General features: G+C 62.6%; 13 protein-coding genes and 1 pseudogene. 10 read left to right on the plus strand and 4 right to left on the minus strand.

Translation table 11 applies throughout. The features are described from left to right. Nucleotides 1–62 precede the first annotated feature (62 nt). The 3 genes from Q0K62_RS01820 (at nt 63) to dapB (ending at nt 3,157) form a co-directional block, all read left to right on the plus strand. Entirely contained in the window at nt 63–818 is a 756-nt protein-coding gene (locus Q0K62_RS01820) for a GNAT family N-acetyltransferase (RefSeq protein WP_297316279.1), read from the plus strand. Then, nucleotides 815–2,116 (plus strand): MFS transporter, encoded by a 1,302-nt coding sequence (locus Q0K62_RS01825; RefSeq protein WP_297316280.1) that lies wholly within the window; start codon nt 815–817, stop codon nt 2,114–2,116. Before Q0K62_RS01820 ends, Q0K62_RS01825 begins: the two co-directional genes overlap by 4 nt. Nucleotides 2,117–2,404: 288 nt before the next feature. Beyond that, nucleotides 2,405–3,157: a 4-hydroxy-tetrahydrodipicolinate reductase gene (gene dapB, locus Q0K62_RS01830; RefSeq protein ID WP_297316281.1), complete on the plus strand. Its 753-nt coding sequence runs from the start codon at nt 2,405–2,407 to the stop codon at nt 3,155–3,157. Nucleotides 3,158–3,199: 42 nt separating this feature from the next. On the opposite strand, the gene Q0K62_RS01835 is transcribed toward dapB, so the two are convergent. Further along, nucleotides 3,200–5,692 carry a DUF4855 domain-containing protein gene (locus Q0K62_RS01835; RefSeq protein WP_297316282.1) on the minus strand — a complete coding sequence of 831 codons (2,493 nt, stop codon included), beginning with the start codon at nt 5,690–5,692 and terminating at the stop codon, nt 3,200–3,202. Nucleotides 5,693–5,886: 194 nt separating this feature from the next. Between Q0K62_RS01835 and dapA the strand changes: the two genes are divergently transcribed. Then, nucleotides 5,887–6,798 carry a 4-hydroxy-tetrahydrodipicolinate synthase gene (dapA, locus tag Q0K62_RS01840; protein WP_297316283.1) on the plus strand — a complete coding sequence of 304 codons (912 nt, stop codon included), beginning with the start codon at nt 5,887–5,889 and terminating at the stop codon, nt 6,796–6,798. Nucleotides 6,799–6,842: 44 nt separating this feature from the next. Continuing rightward, on the plus strand, nt 6,843–8,738 hold the full coding sequence (locus Q0K62_RS01845; protein WP_297316284.1) for a ribonuclease J: 1,896 nt from the start codon (nt 6,843–6,845) through the stop codon (nt 8,736–8,738). A 115-nt stretch (nt 8,739–8,853) separates the two neighbouring features. Here the strand turns inward: Q0K62_RS01845 and Q0K62_RS01850 are convergent, their stop codons facing one another. Beyond that, a complete protein-coding gene (locus Q0K62_RS01850) occupies nt 8,854–9,699 on the minus strand; it encodes a zinc-binding dehydrogenase (RefSeq protein ID WP_297316285.1) in 846 nt (281 codons plus the stop codon). Between the two features lie 392 nt (nt 9,700–10,091). Continuing rightward, complete coding sequence (locus Q0K62_RS01855) at nt 10,092–11,018, minus strand: hypothetical protein (RefSeq protein ID WP_297316286.1); 927 nt, start codon at nt 11,016–11,018, stop codon at nt 10,092–10,094. 283 nt (nt 11,019–11,301) lie between these two features. On the opposite strand from Q0K62_RS01855, the gene pepN reads away from it, so the two are divergent. The 3 genes from pepN (at nt 11,302) to Q0K62_RS01870 (ending at nt 16,471) form a co-directional block, all read left to right on the plus strand. Then, complete coding sequence (gene pepN, locus Q0K62_RS01860) at nt 11,302–13,926, plus strand: aminopeptidase N (protein WP_297316287.1); 2,625 nt, start codon at nt 11,302–11,304, stop codon at nt 13,924–13,926. Nucleotides 13,927–14,382: 456 nt separating this feature from the next. After that, nucleotides 14,383–15,759, plus strand: coding sequence for a phosphoglucosamine mutase (glmM, locus tag Q0K62_RS01865; RefSeq protein ID WP_297316288.1), 1,377 nt, complete (start codon nt 14,383–14,385; stop codon nt 15,757–15,759). 49 nt (nt 15,760–15,808) lie between these two features. Further along, nucleotides 15,809–16,471: a peptide deformylase gene (locus Q0K62_RS01870; RefSeq protein ID WP_297316289.1), complete on the plus strand. Its 663-nt coding sequence runs from the start codon at nt 15,809–15,811 to the stop codon at nt 16,469–16,471. Between the two features lie 198 nt (nt 16,472–16,669). Here the strand turns inward: Q0K62_RS01870 and Q0K62_RS01875 are convergent, their stop codons facing one another. Then, nucleotides 16,670–17,338 carry an SOS response-associated peptidase gene (locus tag Q0K62_RS01875; RefSeq protein ID WP_297316290.1) on the minus strand — a complete coding sequence of 223 codons (669 nt, stop codon included), beginning with the start codon at nt 17,336–17,338 and terminating at the stop codon, nt 16,670–16,672. 733 nt (nt 17,339–18,071) lie between these two features. Between Q0K62_RS01875 and Q0K62_RS07980 the strand changes: the two are divergent. Both Q0K62_RS07980 and Q0K62_RS01880 read left to right on the plus strand, forming a co-directional pair. Continuing rightward, nucleotides 18,072–18,347 (plus strand): annotated as a pseudogene (locus Q0K62_RS07980) (hypothetical protein); the annotation flags it as partial. A 279-nt stretch (nt 18,348–18,626) separates the two neighbouring features. Next, nucleotides 18,627–18,809: RCC1 domain-containing protein (locus Q0K62_RS01880; protein WP_297316291.1), on the plus strand; the 183-nt coding region annotated here is incomplete at its 3' end.

The following is an 18,809-nucleotide window of genomic DNA, read 5'->3' on the forward strand; positions in this document are numbered from 1 at the left end:
GACCAGCCGGGGCGGCCTGATGCGCCCCTGCCGCCTGTTGCCGTCAGACGGAGTGACAAGTGATGGCAGAGTTCGACCTGGCCGATAAGGGCCAGACCAGCCGGCAGGTTCCCTCGATACGTCCCATGGCCTGGAGCGATATGCCCGACCTGGTCAAGGAGTTCGACAGGACCTGGAGGGTTGAGGAGGACAGGGACGGCAAGGTTTCGCAACTGAGCGCCGAGCACTTCATCCTGGCTTACCTGACCCAGACCACCCGGGCCCGCATCGCCTGCATGGGTGGGCGGTTCATGGGGGTCACCCTGCTCAGGGAGTGCCAGGGGCCGCTCAGTTTCCCCCAGGCCCAGGCCTGTCTGGAAGCCGTCGACGACACCCTGAACTCGACCCCCCTGGGGAGGAAGACCCTGGCCAGCGCCCGGCACTGGCAGGCCACCGAGGTGCGTCTGGAGGAGGAGACCGGCCTGACCACGCCGCCCCAGGCCGAGCTGAAACTCTTCCTGGTCAGCGACAAGGCGCGCGGCCATGGCATTGGACGGATGCTCTGGCGGGACACCCTGAGCCATCTGGACCGGCAGGGGGTGGCCGACTTCTACCTCCACACCGACTCCTCCTGCGATGTGGGCTACTACGACCACCAGGGCATGACCTGTCTGGCCGAGCTCGGGGGCAAGGACTATGCGGCCTTCTCCCAGCGGCCCCAGGCCGATTCCCAGGTTGATTCCCTTGGGGTCGACCCCACCTTCTTCGAGGGCATCGACGACATTTTCATCTACGGCGGCAGGGTCCGTGAACAGCTGGAAAGGTGCGGAAGGTCATGAAGGAACCAAGGTCACCCTTCCTGCGGCTCTTCACCTACCCCGGTGCGGTGGGCTTCTGCCTCGCGGCGGTCCTGGCCCGTCTGCCCCTGGGGATGATGGGTTTGGGTATCGTCCTGGCCCTGAACCACATCTATGACAACTGGACCTCAGCCGGGTTGATGAGTGCGGTCTATACACTCAGCGCCGCCCTGGTCACCCCGGTCTACGCCCGCCTCTTCGACCGGTTCGGCCAACGCCGTGTGGGTCTGGTGGCCCTCCTGGTCCAGACGCTGGCCATCCTGGGGTTCGCCTTCGGGGCCATGAAAAAGGTCCCCCTGGGTCTGCTCTTCGTCCTGGCCGCCCTGATGGGGTTGACCCAGTTCGCCTTCGGGGCCCTGGTCCGCACACGCTGGGCCTGGGTCCTGCGTGACGACAGGACCAACCTGCTCAACACGGCCTATGCCCTGGAGTCCGGACTGGACGAGTGCGTCTTCATCCTGGGGCCCATCCTCTCCGCCTACCTGGCCACCTCGGTCAGTCCCGTCTCCCAGCTCTTCCTGCCGGCAGCGGCCCTGCTCGTCGGTGGATTGACCTTCTTCTCCATGCGGTCCACCGAGCCCCCGGCCATTGTCCGCATGGAAACCGCCAAGACCAGGGCCGCCGACCACTCGCCGGTCGATGATGGTGGCAGCGTCCTCCCCGGGGACTCGGACGGAAGGCGGGGTTCCAGGTCGGCCCTGGCATATCCCGGCATCCTCCTCCTCTTTGTTATCTTCATCGTCTTCAATATGAGCTTCTCTGCCGTGGATGTTTCGGTGACGGCCCTGACCAAGGCCATGGGCAGGGAGGGGGCCGTAGGCCTCCAGCTGGCCCTCTTCGCCCTGGGCTCCCTCTGCGGGGCCATGATCTTCGGGTCGATCAAGCTCAAGGGGTCCCGGTGGCGCTACCTGGTGGTCTTCCTGACCCTTCTGACCGCCGGCTATGTGGTCTTCAGGCTGGTCATGGACCACCTGGTCCTCCTGGGCGTGGCCGAAGTCCTCTCGGGCCTGTGCGTCTCGCCCATCTTCGCCACCGGCAACCTGATCGTCCGGGAGAACGTGGACTCCCACGCCCTGACCGAAGGGCTCTCCTGGCTCTCCACCGGGGGGTCCATCGGAACCTCCCTGGGCTCCACCCTGGCCGGCATCGCCCTGGACAGGTTCGGCCCCCATGGCGGCATGACCATTCCCGCCATCGTCACCTGCTGCGCCATACCCCTGGCGGTCCTGGGATGGGTTTTTAGCATGAGGGCAGCCAATCGGATGAAGACAGAGCGCTGACCTCTGACATCGCCCGGTGCTGTCTGACGGGTCCAAGAGGTGCGTAAAGGGCCCTCCGGCAATGTGCAGGTCCTTGAATGACAGGCCTGCGAAACCTGCAACCACGGGCCTGGGTCATACCGGGCTCTCCAGCCAACCCGCAGGTTGATCGCGCCTGAGCAAGGCTGCCCCAAGGCTGTTCATCACGGGGCCGACCTGTTCTTTTTGCGGGATGTCGCCATGCCCGCTTCCAGTCCATGCTTACACTGGGAGCGAAGTCTTTGCAAAGCTTGGACAGGGAGGTACAGCATGATCAGGGTCGCCGTGGTAGGGGCCGAGGGCCGTATGGGTTCCAGCGTCATTCAGGCCTTGGAACAGGCAGACGACATGGCTTTGTCGGTGGCTGCCGAAAAGCAGGGCGGCCTGGAAGGGATCAACCCGGCCACCACTGATGTCGCTGTTGAATTCACGGTGCCAGACGCCTCTCTGGATAACGTCCTGACCCTAGTGGGCAGGGGCGTGGATCTGGTTGTCGGCACCACAGGCTGGGATGACGGCAAGCTTGGGCGAGTCAGGGATGCCCTGCAGGAAGCACCACGAGCTGGCCAGACGGTCTTTATCGCGCCGAACTTTGCGATCTCGGCCGTGCTGGCGGATCATTTCGCCAGCGCCGCAGCCAGGTACTTCACATCCGCTGAGGTCATCGAACTCCATCATCCCGATAAGGTGGACGCTCCTTCAGGCACCGCCATCCACACAGCCCAGGCTATCGGGCGCACACGGCGCGAGGCCGGCATGGGCCCCATGCCCGACGGCACCCAGAGGCAATCGGATTCCCGAGGCCAGGTGGTGGACGGGGTCCATGTTCATGCGGTGCGCCTTCAGGGATTGAATGCCCACGAGGAGGTACTCATGGGCAATCCCGGCGAGCAGCTTACCATACGTGCCGACAGCTTCGACCGATCCTCCTTCATGCCAGGTGTGCTCTTGGCTGTGAGGGCCGTAGCTGCCGGCGGCCATCCAGGCCTTATCGTCGGCCTGGATCATTTTCTCGATCTTTGACGATGGGGATGACTGGTTTTTCCAGGCATCCTGTTGAGGATTTCACCCATAGGACTCTGTCGAGACTTCGGATAGCATGGTCCATGTATGGCCTGGCCCGAGTCCCGGCAGCCTGATTCTGACGGAATCCACATTCTGGTGTAGGCCGCACTCAAGATTCAGGCGCACGCCGTCAGCGCCCAGATCGGTCTTGGCCAGGCGCCCTGTCAGGGGGATCCACGATCCGCCGACCTGCGCCTCGGCGGTGAAGCCATCAGGGCTCCGTATTCCGGCCGGAGCGTTGTCCAGGGTCCACAATGACACCCTGGTGATGTCGATGGGTTTCGGTGTGTCGAAACGCAGGCTCACCGGCGTATTCGATGTCCATCCGGACAGTTGGCTCGGGACGAAGGACCCGGTGTGGAAGCCATCAGTCAGCTTCAGGCCGTCATCGGAGTAATCGCTTCTCTGACTTGGATTCCTGATCAGCCGGTAGGTGAAGTCCAGGGGGGTGCCCTGCCGGTTGAAAACCTCTATCTCAGATATCATGGCCCAGGCATTGGTGGTGAAGTGCAGGCCCAGGTACCGTGCAGTGGCGGGCATGCCCGCGGCGTCCAGGTACCCGTCCTGGTTGGTGCACATGGCTTCAGCGCCCGACAGGCATGTGACACCGGCGACGGAGGGCAGTCCATCGCCATAGGCAGGCCCGTGCCTTCCGGTGACCACAGGCGCGGAGAACCCCCATCCACGGTCGGCAGAGGCCGTATCCGCGGTGCCCTGGTCTACCAGCACGGGGCTGTTGGAGAATCTGACAAGCCCATTCAGGGGCCAGTTGACCCCGGCATCCGACCCGCCCTGTGTGTGCACGCGGACCCTTGCGACCTCCTGGGGCGCTCCCAGATCCAGCATGATCCCTATATTCCCCGGGTCTGCGTCCCATCCCACGTTCAGCCCTGAACTCCATCCCCCACGGGAAATCCTGCCGTCATGGAGTTCATGGGAGCTCGCATCGGGGTATGGGCCGGTCTGAGAGGCGGGGGACTCCACGGTCGTTATTGCATTGGCCAGACCGTTGGTCGTGGTGGACTCCTGGGAGGCATCGGCCATGACGGACAGAATATTGGGCCTGTCGACAGGGGAATCGGGGCTGGTCTGGAGGATCAGGCGTATCTGTCTGACTGTGGAGCACATCTTCGATTGGTCCAATCGGATCACGATGCCCTGATAGTCGTCGGCCAGGGCATCGGCTGCCGCACGATAGGCCCACCCCAATGGCCTCCAGGACCCGTCCCTTCCCCTGCCCTCCAGGGAGGCCTTGCCCATCCAGTGGCGCTCGCCCTCCTGCATTTCAAGTCGAACCGCTCCCAGGCTGCCCGGATCGATTCCGGAGGCCTCCAGAATAAGGTTCTGCGATGCCCCCCTGATCTTTTCCGGAACGGCCTGCATATGCAGGTCCCGGTCCGGCGAGGGGACGGAACGCCCTGCCAGGTAGTCGGCAAGATGGTCATAGATGGCGTGCTGGGCAGGGTCCTGGCTGGTGACGATTCCGCAGGAGCCGAATCCCTCTCCCAGGAAGGCGGCCGAGGCCCCCTGGCGATATCCCGTGGAAATCCCGTAAGCCAGATACTGGTCGGCCATTGCCTGCTCGCTTTTCAGACGTGCGCATCCCCGGAATTCCAGTTCGACGCCGAGCCCATGCGTCCGTGCCGCCAAGGCTGTGGCCTCCAGGCGCGAGGCGTTGACGCTGCCTCCATCAAGCGATGACCGAAAGGCATACGAAGGTTGCATGATGGCCAGATCGAAGCCATTCTCCTTCCAGCGGTCCCATCCTGCCGCCTTGAAATACGGGATGAACAGGCAACGCAGTCCTGCCTGGTGCACCCCATCGTTATCATTCCTGATCAGGTGGTTCTCGAATGGGGTCACGTCCTCTCTCATCCTGTACAGCCCCCAGAGCTTCAGATGATCCGCGTGCTTGCGCTTGAATCGATCATCGACCTCCCTGGCGAACCAGCGGGTCACGGCACGGCGGTCGTCGCCACTCGAGAGGTTGCGATCCTGTCCGTCCACCGTCCCGAACGATGCCACATTGGAGTTCAGCCAGGGCATCATGATGATGACTGAACGCCTCCGGACGGGGCCTGCCGGATCCTGGGAGTCGGCTGAAGCCCGTTCCAGCGCGTCGATCGGGCCGTCATCCTTGAACCACTGGTCCAGGATGTCTGTCCAGTCGTTCATTGTTGTACGGCCATAATCCGTCTGGATGCCGTTGATGGAAAAGCGCAGAAGCACGGCAGCGTCGAAGAGGGGCTCGCCCGGCATTGCTTTGCCGGTGGCATCCTGGCGGCTGAAGAGCGGCCGGACGGATTCCGCATTCAAGCTGGACTCCGCATACACCAAGGCTGCATTGTGGAACCCCGCCTGGTCAGGATCAGGGAACCCAAGGTCTTCCTGTGCCTGTGCCCTTGCCGGGGCCAGCCCCAATGTGCCGAGCATGGCCAGACATATCAACCATGCCTGAACCGCTCCGATGATGCAGTGCTTTGCGTATGCCACGCTGTCCTCCGGATCCTGGCGGCCGGTTGCCTGCCATCTGGCTTATGCTACTGGGAACCGTCTCGTCCCCTCTTGTTGATTTGGGCAGGGATCGTGGAGGTTTGGCGCACGTTGCTTGGCCGAGACTGACAGTGGGGGGGGGGAGGAGGGTGTCGCGAGGGTGATGAGTCCCCGTCTGCAAGTAGCGTTGAAGTATGTCTGAGCTCCAAACCCATCTGTTGGACAAGGCCCCGTTCGGGCGGGTCGTGCCGGCCATGGTCACTCCCATGAACCATGACGGGTCAGTGGATTTTGAGACTGCTGGCAATCTGGCCCGCAGGCTTGTCGCTGATGGGGCGGATGGGTTGCTGGTCAACGGCACCACTGGCGAATCTCCAGCCACCCACATGGAAGAGAAAGTCGATTTGGTACGGGCAGTAAAGGATTCGGTGGATGTACCGGTCATTTCGGGTGCGGGCTCCAATGACACTGCCCATACGGTCCGCATGGCTGAGATGACCCAGGAAGCCGGGGCGGATGCGCTCCTGGTGGTCATGCCTTACTACTCCAGACCCTCCCAGGATGGGGTTGTAGCGCATTTCAGGTCCGTCTGCCGGTCTGCGGATCGTCCAATCATGCTCTACGATGTACCTGGCCGCACCGGGTTGCACGTGGCTGTGGATACCTACCGCCGCCTTGCCGAGTTGCCGCATGTCGAGGCAGTCAAGGATGCTACTGGTGACTTGGCCGCAGTTCCCATCAAGCGCAAGGAGACGGGGCTGATCTGGTACTCCGGCGATGACGGGCTGTACCTGCCTTTCCTGGCCTTGGGTGCCGTCGGCATCATATCGGTTATGGCCCATGTGGCCAGCGGTCCTATGCAGGACCTGGCGACTCGGTTCGATCAAGGCGACCTGAAAGGGGCACAGAGGTTGTCGACCGCCTTGGCGCCGCTGGTCCAGGCTATGAACGGCCAAGGGCAGCAGGCGGTCATGGCCAAGGCCGCTTTGAAAGTGGCCGGCGTCTTGGACAACACGACGATGAGGCTCCCTAATCTTGAGCCTGGCAAGGACCAGCTGATCCAAGCCGAGAAAGGCATGAAGGCCGCGGGACTGATGCGTTCCTGACAAGCAACCAAGCGTCGCCCCTGTATCAGACGGGGGTACAGATAATGGAAACACAAGTGAGAATGGCAAAAACAAGGCAAGAAGACAGTACAAAAAGCAAAAGCAAAAGCAGAAGCAGCAAATCCTCTCCCAAGAACCGTAGCCGAACTCCCGGGCAGGGCAAGGGGGCCGGCAGATCCCGGAGTGAATCCCGTGGACGCCGCAATGGCTCCATCCAGCGCGGAAAGGGTACCCAGACCGAACAGCGTCTGGTCGCTCCCCCCAAGTATCGCAAGGGCTCCATGCGCATCGTCCCCCTGGGTGGCCTGGGCGAAATCGGCCGTAACATGAATGTGGTCGAATACAACGGCCACATCCTGCTCATCGACTGCGGCGTGCTCTTCCCAGAGGAGGAGCAGCCGGGCGTAGACCTGATCCTGCCTGACTTCAGCTACATCAAGGACAAGCTGGACCAGGTGGATGCCCTGGTGCTGACCCACGGGCATGAGGACCATATCGGTGGTGTGCCCTACCTGCTCAAGTTGCGTCCGGACATCCCCCTGATTGGTTCCAAACTGACCCTGGGATTCGTCGACGCCAAGTGCGAGGAGCACCATCTCAAGCCCACCGAGGTTGAGGTCAAGGGCCGCGACAAGCTCAAGGTGGGCCCCTTCAACCTGGAGTTCGTGGCGGTCACCCACTCCATCCCTGATGCCCTGGCCGTCTCCGTGCGCACCCCGGCAGGCCACATCATCGACACCGGCGATATGAAGATCGACCCGCTGCCGCTGGACCACCGCCTGACCGACCTGCGCGAGTTCAGCAAACTGGGCGAGTCCGGAGTGGACCTGCTCATGGTCGATTCCACCAATGCCGAGGTCCCCGGCTTCGTCAAGCCCGAGATTTCCATCGCCCCTGCCCTGGACAAGGCCTTCGCCGAAGCCCAGCGCAAGATCATCGTGGCCTCCTTCTCCAGCCACGTCCACCGGGTGCAGCAGGTGGTCGATGCCGCACACAAGTTCGGCCGCAAGGTGGTCTTCGCCGGCAGGTCCATGGTCCGCAATATGTCCATTGCCTCCGACCTGGGTTACCTGCACCTGCCCGAGGACACTGTGATCGATCTCAAGGATGCTCACAGCATCCCGGATGAGAAGATCGTCTACATGTGCACCGGATCCCAGGGCGAGCCCATGGCGGCTCTGGGCCGCATCGCCGACGGGACACACCGAGATATCACCATCAACGAGTTCGACACGGTCATCCTGGCCAGCTCGCTGATTCCCGGCAATGAGCACGAGGTCTACAAGGTCATCAACAAGCTGGTGCGGTTGGGGGCCAAGGTGGTCAATCGCGACAACGCGGCCATTCATGTTTCCGGCCACTCGGACGAGGGCGAGCTGCTGCACTTCTACAACATCGTGCAGCCCAAGTGCGCCATGCCCATCCACGGCGAGAACCGGCATCTGGTGGCCAATGGCCTGATTGCCGTAAAGACCGGCGTGGATCCGCAGAACGTGGTCCTGGCCGAGGACGGCGACGTGGTGGACCTCTACCATGGCCAGGCCGCTGTGGTTGGATCCGTCCCCTGTGGATACGTCTATGTGGACGGCGATTCAGTGGGCCAGCTGACCGACGACGAGCTGGAGCAGCGCCGGATCCTGGGCACCGAGGGCTTCGTCTCCGCCTTCGCCGTGGTCGACACCGAGACCAGCAAGGTCGTCTCCGGCCCCAAGCTCTACCTGAACGCCGTGGCCGAGGATGAGAGCGAATTCAAGTCCATCAACGCGCAGATAGTCGATCAGCTCGAGGATGCTATGGCCAAGGGAACCACCGGCACCTACCAGCTCCAGCAGATGATGCGCCGCACTCTGGGCGGATGGATCTCCCGCAAGCTGCATCGTCGGCCCATGATCGTGCCCGTGGTGGCAGACATCGCCACCGACGTGCAGCCGCAGGACTGACCGGTGCCGTCCCGCGTGTGCTGTCGTGGGGAGGCAGGCCCCTTATAAAGAAGGGCCCGGCCGCAGTACATGCTGGCGGGCCCTTATCGGTCCGATGGGGATGGCATGCAGAAGGTTACATCTCCACCAGAATCTTGATGTGATGCTCGGCGTCCTCATGCAGTGGACGGAAGCCTTTCTCGACGATGTCCTCCACCTTGATCCTGTCGGTGATGAAGGTGGACAGGTCGATGTGCCTGTCCTGGATGAGCTTGATGGCATCCGCATGATCGTTCGCATAGCCCATGGAGCCGCCCATGAATTTCTCTCCGAAGCCCATCTCCTTGGTGAGGTTCATGGTGACGGGCCGAACATGCAGGGCCACGATGATCAGGTGGCCCTGGGCTTTCAGAGCCGAGAGCAGCTGGTGCATCACGGATTCGGCCCCGACGGAGTCAAAGGCCACGTCGGCCCCCTTCCCGTCCGTCTCCTCCTTGACACGTTCCAGGAGGTCATCCTTGGTCGGATCGATGACCACATCCGCCACGTGGGAATCTAGGGCCTTGTCCTTGCGCGCCTGCGAGATCTCGGACATGATGACCTTGAGTCCCTTGGCCTTGAGGATGACACCCAGAAGCAGGCCGATGGGTCCGGCACCGCCGACCAGGGCGGTCTGGCCCGGCTGCACATCCACCAGCCGGATGGCGTGGTATCCCACGGCGAAAGGCTCGATCATCGCCGCCTGGTCCAGGGGTATATCGCCAATGGGATAGACGCGGCGGGCGTCCACGACGATATGCTCGCTGAGTTCGCCGCCCCAGCCGTTGACACCGATGAACCCCATGACCTCGCAGTCATTGTAGTTGCCGGCCTTGCACGCCGGGCAATGGCCGCAGGCCATCTCGGACTCCACGACCACCGGGTCCCCGACCTTCATGTCGGTCTCGACATCATCGGCGATGGCCTCTATCGTTCCGGACATCTCATGTCCGAACACGATGGGAAGGGTTTCGCCCGAAAGGGGTGGGGCTTGTCCTTGGAATTGCTTCCGCTCTCTTCCCCGTCATAGTAGAGGTGCAGATCACCGCCGCAGATTCCCGTGAAGGCCGGATGTATCTTGATGGTGCCTGGTCTGAGCTCCGGTTCCGGGACATCCTCGATACGTACGTTTTCCTTGCCGTAATACATCAGTGCCTTTATGGGCATGTTCCTCTCTGAATGCGTGGATACTGCCGAACCCCTGCACAATGGCATCTTTGTCTCATACCTGGATTCCGGCACCAGTATATAGAAACCGATTAAGCGACGTAAGTCAGGGTGCAGACCGTGATGGGTGCAAGGGCCCCGCCCCGAGACAGGTTGCCCTTGCCATGGTCATTCCGTCCTGACTTGTTGTGTTCCGAACGATACGACAGGGCCAAGGTGCGGATGGTGATGGCGCTGTTGCAGGATGGCGAGGTGTGTATCCGGGCCTGTGTCAGCGATGCAGGGGTTTCCCTGACCATTGAAGGAGAAGTCGCCCAGCCAATGACCGATCCTTCCGGGGCCCCTGCCGCACCAGATGATCCTTGCACTGCGATCCGGGCTCCCCGTGAGCAGGGTGTTGGCCGGTCCGGTCACCAGGTCGTTGCGGAGTCTGAAATCAAGGAAGCGGTCATCGACCCGATGGGCCCGAAGCAGACGCCGCTGGTTCCCGTCCAGCACCAGCCAGGGGTCGACAGCGCAGAAGACCCTGGCTGGGAGATCGAACCTGGAGGCCTCGATCAGGGCCAGTCCTCCGCCCATGCTGTGCCCCGTGAAGACCACCTTCCCACTCGTGAAGCCGGCCTTCCGCCCTGCATCCAACGCCTCCCGTGCCAGGATGTCCGCTTCCCTGACCTGTCCCGAAAATCGGTTTGCCGGCGGCAGGAAGGTGGTCAGGGCGGAGGGGATGTCTCTGAGGGCATCATCCTTGAGATTGGTTCCCGCATATACCACAACCAAATGCCCCAAGTCCGCGTGGCCGGCCTTGTCGGGTGCGACGATCATGCCTTCGAACCCGTTTCGTGGCGAGTGGAGGGGCCGGATAATCCAGTAGGAGCCGGCAGAGGCATCGTGGAAGTCATGATGGCCGACCCGGGTCATCAGGTCGTCCCGTCCCACCCCGTAGGAATACTGGCAGAGCAGGTTGAGCTGGTATGGGGTGAATTCGCTTTCCGCCTGGTGAGGGTCAGGGGGCCTTATCGGAATCTCCGCACCAACGCCTGAGTCGAAGCGGTGAACCGAAGAGACGTCCGCCATTTCGTTCTTCCTTCCGGCCATCCTGCCGGCCTCCCTCCAAGAGAACCGAAACAAATCCGAAACCGGTCAACATTATTCAGGCGGTAATATTCCTTCCTGATACGCCTGGAGAGAAGTCGCCCTTGTCAGGTCAACCATGCTGGTTCCCGGGCCCACCCTAGCTGTGCCGGACCGCCCGGCCTGGGTCTCCTTGCCCGGGTCATTGATTAGACTTGTTCCATATCTACAGGACCCGACCTGGAACGGACGGTGCGCCCAGCACCTTCAGGAGGTCCCTGACCACCAGCCTTATGGAAAGGAAACCATGCCCGGAGCCAATCTGACGCGTGTGGAAGCGGAAGAACGCGCAATCGTCGTATCGAACGTCACCTACCAGGTCGCCCTGGATCTGACCAAGGGTCCCAGGACCTTCCTCTCCCGGGCCACCATCACCTTCGATGCCAAGCCCGGGGAGTCGACCTTCCTGGACCTGATCGCCGACGAGGTCAGCCTGATCGAGCTGAACGGGGAGCGTCTGGACCCGGCCCAGGTCTACGGGGACAGCCGTATCGAGCTGGCTGACCTCAAGAAGCACAACGAGGTCAAGGTCACCGCCCTCTGCCTCTATTCGCACACCGGCGAGGGGCTCCACCGCAGCGTCGACCCCTCCGATGGTAACGTCTATCTTTACAGCCAGTTCGAAGTGCCCGATGCCCGCCGCGTCTACGGGGTCTTCGACCAACCCGACATCAAGGCCACCTTCGACTTCACGGTCACGGCCCCTGCCTCCTGGCTGGTCCTGTCGAACATGCCGGTCAGGAGCCAGGAAGGCCTGGACCAGGAGACCGCCCCCGACACCCTGGAGGGCGGGCGGAGCGAATCCTGCCGTCGGTGGGTATTCGAGACCACACCCGTCATGAGCTCCTATCTGACCGCCTTCGCCGCCGGACCCTACGCCTCCTGGACCAGCGAATACGCCAACGAGGACGGTCGGACCATCCCCATGGGCCTTTACTGCCGCCAGGCCCTGAAGGACTCCCTGGACAAGGACGCCGACTACCTCTTCGAGGTAACCAGGAAGGGGTTCGCCTTCTACGCCAAGACCTGGGACCTGCCCTTCCCCTGGGCCAAGTACGACCAGATCTTCGTGCCCGAATACAACGCCGGAGCCATGGAGAACATCGGCCTGGTCACCTTCCGTGATTCCTACATCTTCGAGTCCAAGGCCACCGGGGCCCAGATCAACCGCCGTGTGGAGACCGTCCTGCACGAACTGGCCCACATGTGGTTCGGTGACCTGGTCACCATGAAGTGGTGGAACGACCTCTGGCTGAACGAGTCCTTCGCCGAGTTCATGTCGACCCTGGCCACGGCGGAGGCCAGCGAGTGGAGCGACGACTGGGCCACCTTCTGCTCCGGCGAGAAGAGCTGGGCCCTGACCGAGGACCAGCTGCCCACCACCCACCCCGTCGTGGCGCCCATCAAGGACCTGCATGACACCGAGGTCAATTTCGACGGAATCACCTACGCCAAGGGAGGCTCCGTCCTGAAGCAGCTGGTGGCCTGGGTGGGCCGTGACCGGTTCTTCCAGGGGATCCACCAGTACCTGGTCTCGAATTCCTACGGCAACGCCACCCTGAACGACCTCCTGGCCGAGCTGGAGAAGACCAGTGGTCGTGATCTGGGCAGGTGGTCCAAGCTCTGGCTGGAGGAGGCCGGCATCACCACCCTGACCAGCCGGGTCCAGACCGATTCGGACGGTCTGATCGCCTCCATGGAAATCGACCAGACCGCCCCCGAGGAGCATCCCGTCCTGCGCCCCCACCACCTGGCAGTCGGGTTCTACGACCTGAACGACCAGGGCCAGGTGGTGCGTACGGATCGGTTCGAGCTGGACGTGGAGGGCGCGCATACCGAGGTCCAGGCCGCCCGGGGCAGGAAGCGTCCGGCCCTGATCCTGATCAACGACGACGACCTGACCTATGCCAAGCTGCGTCTGGACCAGGACTCCCTGGACTTCGCGGCTGAGAACCTCTACCGGATCCAGGACCGCCTGACCAGGGCCCTGGTATGGCTGAGCCTGTGGGACATGACCCGGGATGCCGAATTCCCGGCGGAGCGATTCATCGGGCTCAGCCTCAAGGCCCTTTCCACCGAGCATCAGTCCACCACCTTCCGCTACGCCCTCTCGCAGATCTCGACCGCAGCCCATCATTTCGTGGCCGGCCGTCGTCGCCGACCCATCCTCCAGCTGGTGGCCCAGACCCTCTGGGACCTGGCCCGGAAGGCCGAACCCGGCTCGGACGAACAATTCCAGCTGGTCCGCGCCTACCTTGGGTACGGTGACGACCCCGACTTCGAGGAGACCGCCCGCGGTCTCCTCAAGGGGGATCTGGAGCTGGAAGGGTTGGAGATCGACAACAACACCCGCTGGGTGATCATCCATGCCCTGGCCGCCCACGACCTCCTCGCGGACGGGGAGATCGACCAGGAACTCTCCCGGCACGACACCACCGAGAACCGTGAGTTCGCCATGGGCGCCCGGGCTGCCCTGCCCACCCCCGAGGCCAAGGAATGGGCCTGGGATCAGGCCCTGAACAACCAGGACCTGACCAACTCGCAGATCGAGGCCCTGGCCGACGGCTTCTCCGGTTCAGGCCCCGAGGACCTCTTCGCCCCTTATGTGGAGCGGTTCTTCAAGGCCGTGGATTGGATCTGGGAGCACAAGACATTCCACATTGCGGAAACACTGATCAACCCACTCTCCGCCGGCGGGCTCTATCCGGCGTCAGCCGATCCCCGTGCCCTGGTCGAGGCCGGGGACGAGTGGATGGCCTCCCACCAGGAGGCCCCCAAGGCCCTGCGTGGCATGATCATCCAGAACACGGAGTCATCCCGCCGCTTCCTCAGGGTCCGTTCCTACAACGAGCAGCTCAGGAAGCAGGACTGAACCCGAAGGCCCGGCCGGTCCAGGGTGCTTGGAACCGGCCGGGCTGTTGCATGCCCGCCCCTAGGTTGGACTTACCGGTTTCCCGGTCAGGACCTTCCGGTTTCGCTCAATCCCGTGGCGGATTGGTCCGGCCGATACGCACGCCCCGGTTGGCGGAAAGGTTCCTCTTGCGAAGGGATTGGCGGATGCCCCCCCCCCCTGGCAGGCAAAAACAGGTTCCGTCCTCGTCCGCCCCTCGCCATTCCGACCTGCCTTATTCAGGCCTGTGCCGACCCGTTCTTCATCATTCCGACTCTTGTCATTCCGGTTCCTCCCATTCTGTTCCCCGTCCTTCAGTGGAAGTGGTGTGCAAAAGGTCCGGTCCGCTCCGGTCCCGGTAGGGGAGGGGCCATAATGAACCTAGTGTGGAGATGGGTGGGACTCCTGTAAACCCGCCCATGAAGTCGGAGGAGTGAGATGCCAAGATTATTCGGTACCGATGGTGTTCGCGGATTGGCAAACAGGGATCTAACCGCGCAGTTGGCTCTGGACCTGGGTGATGCCGCGGTGCGGATACTGGGCAAGGGGGCGGACCAGTCCGAGGGGCGCAGGCGTGCCCTGATCGGCCGTGACACCAGGGTTTCCGGTGACTTCCTGGCCTCGGCGCTAGCAGCCGGCATGTCGGCCGGTGGGTTCGACGTGATCGATGTGGGCATCATCCCGACCCCCGGCATCGCCTACCTGACCAGCGTCCTCAACGTGGAGATGGGGGCGGTCATTTCGGCCTCCCACAATCCCATGCCAGACAACGGCATCAAGTTCTTCGCCCGGGGCGGGTTCAAGCTCCAGGATGCCAAGGAGGACGAGATCGAGTCCGTCCTGGGGCAGGAATGGGAGCGCCCGACCGGCGACGGGGTGGGCCGTGTGTCGCATGACACGGTGACCGCCACCAACATGTACATCGACCACCTGGTCGAGGCTGTGGCCCCCATCAACCCCGACAAGACGCAGACCAAGCCACTTGACGGTCTGCGCATCGTGGCCGACTGCGCCAACGGCGCCACCTCGGTCGTGGCGCCCGAGGCACTGCGCAGGGCGGGTGCGGATGTGGTGGTCATCAACGCCTCGCCGGACGGGTACAACATCAACAAGCATGCGGGGTCCACCCATCCCGAACAGCTCCAGGCGATGGTCAGGGCCTCGGATGCGGCCATGGGCGTGGCCTTCGACGGGGACGCCGACCGGTGCCTGGCCGTGGACGAGGACGGCGCCATGGTCAACGGGGACCAGATCATGGGTATCCTGGCCCGGGCCAAGCAGCGCGAGGGCAAGCTGGCCAACGACACCCTGGTGGTCACCGTCATGAGCAACCTGGGACTCAAGCTGGCCCTGAAGAAGATGGGCATCGTCACGGTCCAGACGGGTGTCGGCGACCGGTACGTCCTGGAGGAGATGCTCCGCGGCGGGTACACCCTGGGCGGTGAGCAGTCCGGCCATGTCATCAACCGCGAGTTCGCCACCACCGGCGACGGCACCCTGACCGCCCTGACACTGGCCAAGGAGGTCGTGCGTTCGGGCAGGAGTCTGAAGGAGCTGGCGGCCGACTTTCCGCAGCTGCCCCAGCAGCTGATCAACGTGCCCGGTGTGGACAAGAACGCGGCCCGGACCAACGCCAAGGTTCAGGCGGCCGTGGAGCGGGAGGAGGAGCTCCTTGGGGCGACCGGCAGGGTCCTGCTGCGTCCCTCCGGCACCGAGCCTCTCGTCCGCGTCATGGCCGAGGCGGCCACCCAGGAGCAGGCCGACCAGGTCTGCCAGCGTCTGGCCAAGACCGTCGCCGACGAGCTGTCTCTGTGAGGGCTGCCCAAGCAAGCTGATTATCTGATACCCGAGAAAGACCATTCCCATGTTCGGAAGAAACGCCAGGATCGATACCGCTCTCAACCACCAGGTTGATGCCATGCTCTCGGATGCCGGACGCGCGGGCACCCTTGCCATCGTCCAGATGGGCGAGCCGGTCCTGCGACAGCAGACGGAACCCTATGCCGGTCAACTCTCCAAGAGGACCCTGAACCGGCTGATCGAGGTCATGCGCCGGACCATGCTTGACGCTCCCGGAGTGGGTCTGGCGGCCCCGCAGATCGGCCTTGGGCTGGCTATCGCGGTCATTGAGGACCACCTGCGTGACGATGAGGACGACCCTAGAGAAATCGCCGAACTTCCCTTCAGGACCATCATCAACCCCTCATATGGGCCGGTGGGCACCACCAGAACATCCTTCTACGAGGGATGCCTCTCATTGGAGGGATACCAGGCGGTTCGCAGCCGCTGGCTCGACATCGAGGCTGCCTGGCAGGACGAGAACGGCAGGAAGCACCGGGAGACCATGCACGGCTGGCCGGCCCGCATATTCCAGCACGAGACCGACCACCTTTCCGGGGAGGTCTACATCGACCAGGCCGAGATCCGCAGTCTCTCCTCCGATGACAATCTGGGTGAATACTGGGCCTTCGACCCCATTCCCACCGGGGCCGCCCAGGAGTTGGGCTTCAGTTTGGAGGAGCAGTAGACGGCGTTCTCCGCCTATTCGCGTCAGTACCCGGTCTTGGCTCCGGTTGCCGGGCCAGGGTGAGCCGAATCTCCTCTGCCCATTGCCCGTGTGTCCTACCGAAATTCGGGAGGGGAGAAGTGCTGGTCAGTGTATCCTGGGTCCTGTAGCCAGACGGTTGCCGGCTGCAGACCGGTATCCTCCTGCTCCGGCAGGCGTTCATAATCTCAACGTGATGCTCTCGGTCAGGTGGGGTCCATCGCCTTTGAGCGGTGCTACCTGGCGTTGGACCAGCCGAGCCGATGCCTTGCTTCCCAGCTCCACGGCCCGGGGGAATACATCCGATCCGTCCAGGTCGGGATCCAACCAGTCATCGGCGTTCGTGTCGGTGATCAGGAGGGGCATGCGGTCATGTACGAGGGCCGCCCCGCCTTCCGCCTGGGTGGTCAGGATGGTGGCCGTCAGCAGCCAGGGGGAGTGGCCATCCCTGCGCCACCAGGAGTACAGTCCGGCAATGGACAGGGGTGCTCCATCCTGTGATTGGAAGTAGTAGGGTTTGTGGTCCCTGGTCCATTCGTAGTAGCCGCTGGCGGGGATGATGGCGCGTCGGGACCGTGCCGCATCGGCGTAGGTCCGTCTGGCCAAGGCCGTTTCGACCCGGGCGTTATGGGTCGGGTAGTCCAGGTGGTCGTCGGGGGACCAGGACGGTACCAGGTTCCAACTGGCCGGATTCAGGTGGCGGGCGCCACTTCGGTCCTGGGCTACGACCGCAATGGTCGCCCCGGGAGCGATATTCCATGAAGGTCCGGGCAGCCCTGGTGCCCGCCGGGCCCGGTACCGTTCCGCCAGACCGGAATAGTCCAGGGCCGCCGCGAATCTTCCGCACATATTCCCATTCTAAACGATGGCTTCCGCTTTGATTAGGCATGGAGGGGTCACTGGAACATGCCTGTTTTTTCCAGCCCGGATGATGATGAATGGTCTCATCTGTCGGAATTTGCCAGATGCGTGGTGGGTTCAGGAATCAGGTCTGCTTTTAAGGGGTCGTGCTTACCCGGACGGAAGATGACCGGTCCTTTTCCTGTCCATGCGATGGATATGCCATTCGCCACTGCCATCTCCGGATATCCATGCTGTTATGAGACACATGCCTGTTCCCCCGTCCCCACCAGGTAGTGGCTTGGCGCGCACACTTGTATTGGTGCTGGAGATGCCATGGGATTTGCCCTAACAGACAGTGGCCCATGAGATGTCTGCATTCGTACCACAGGTCCCATCTGTAGTGTCGGATCGGAATCAACAGATGTTCATCGGCTTTCGTATTTCTGCCGGATGCTCCGTAACGAAGGGAAGAGTCAGGGTCCGCAACAGGTGGCTTTGCAGACTGGGGCAAGTACTGCTAAACTATAGTTGGTTTTGTGAGGTACTGCGTCTGTATTTCATCGGGGGAGAGTTGAGATACAAAGGCGTGTTGGGGAGGAATTCAGTAATGGGGAACAAATGCGTTCTGCAAATTCCGGCTGCGGTTTCTGCCGTTTTGTCGACTTTGATGACTGGTATGGTCACCGGTGTTGCTACGGCCAGTGCGAATAACCGTGCCAAGACCAGCGCGTCAACAGCCATGCATGGTGGCGAAAGTCAGCAGTCTCCGTTGTCTGCTCAGAGGCAAACGGCAGATTTCGATGCAACCCACGTCCGATCCTCAAACTCGAAAACACGTTTGAGTAGAAGCCGGGGACGATGGAATCTCAGTCCAGATCATGGACCGACTGCCGGCAACCAACAGGTTGCTATTACGCCACCGCCGCCTTCTGGCATACGTTTCACCCGGGTGGGTACAGGATGGAGATATGCCTTGGCCATAGGCGCTGACGGGCGTCTTCACTCTTGGGGGGACAACAGTTTCGGTGGTTCAGGACGATTTCCTAGCGGGCTATCCACACCCGGTACAGCAGACAATCCTGCAGGAGCAGGCAGCGGGTTTACATGGAAACAGGCTTCAGGTGGCAATGCTTTTCCCGCTGCCATCGGTTCCGACGGGAACCTTCACACATGGGGAGGAGGTGGCGCTGCGCCGGGACGAGACCGCAGTATCGTACAGTCAAACCACCCCGGCCTGGTAGAGAAACCAGCCGGTACAAGGTACGACTTTACTTGGAGAACAGTCAGCCTCGGCTTGGGTCATGTATCAGCGCTCGGATCCGACGGGAACCTCTACACCTGGGGAAACGGCAGCAACGGCAAACTGGGACGCGACGGGGCGGACGGCCGGCCCGGTCGGGTGGTCTTCCCCTCGCGTGGCACACCCACCCGGGTGCTGTTCGACCGGCTCCAGAGCACCGTTCCCATGGCCGGCGCC

This window comes from uncultured Bifidobacterium sp. (assembly GCF_945269915.1).
Taxonomy (GTDB): domain Bacteria; phylum Actinomycetota; class Actinomycetes; order Actinomycetales; family Bifidobacteriaceae; genus Bombiscardovia; species Bombiscardovia indica.

What these genes read in the sequence shown, in the direction of transcription:
- Q0K62_RS01820 (WP_297316279.1), top strand. Translation starts at nt 63, where the DNA reads ATGGCAGAGTTCGACCTGGCCGATAAGGGCCAGACCAGCCGGCAGGTT.
- Q0K62_RS01825 (WP_297316280.1), top strand. Translation starts at nt 815, where the DNA reads ATGAAGGAACCAAGGTCACCCTTCCTGCGGCTCTTCACCTACCCCGGT.
- dapB (WP_297316281.1), top strand. Translation starts at nt 2,405, where the DNA reads ATGATCAGGGTCGCCGTGGTAGGGGCCGAGGGCCGTATGGGTTCCAGC.
- dapA (WP_297316283.1), top strand. Translation starts at nt 5,887, where the DNA reads ATGTCTGAGCTCCAAACCCATCTGTTGGACAAGGCCCCGTTCGGGCGG.
- Q0K62_RS01845 (WP_297316284.1), top strand. Translation starts at nt 6,843, where the DNA reads ATGGAAACACAAGTGAGAATGGCAAAAACAAGGCAAGAAGACAGTACA.
- Q0K62_RS01850 (WP_297316285.1), bottom strand. Translation starts at nt 9,699, where the DNA reads ATGTCCGGAACGATAGAGGCCATCGCCGATGATGTCGAGACCGACATG.
- Q0K62_RS01855 (WP_297316286.1), bottom strand. Translation starts at nt 11,018, where the DNA reads ATGGCCGGAAGGAAGAACGAAATGGCGGACGTCTCTTCGGTTCACCGC.
- pepN (WP_297316287.1), top strand. Translation starts at nt 11,302, where the DNA reads ATGCCCGGAGCCAATCTGACGCGTGTGGAAGCGGAAGAACGCGCAATC.
- glmM (WP_297316288.1), top strand. Translation starts at nt 14,383, where the DNA reads ATGCCAAGATTATTCGGTACCGATGGTGTTCGCGGATTGGCAAACAGG.
- Q0K62_RS01870 (WP_297316289.1), top strand. Translation starts at nt 15,809, where the DNA reads ATGTTCGGAAGAAACGCCAGGATCGATACCGCTCTCAACCACCAGGTT.
- Q0K62_RS01875 (WP_297316290.1), bottom strand. Translation starts at nt 17,338, where the DNA reads ATGTGCGGAAGATTCGCGGCGGCCCTGGACTATTCCGGTCTGGCGGAA.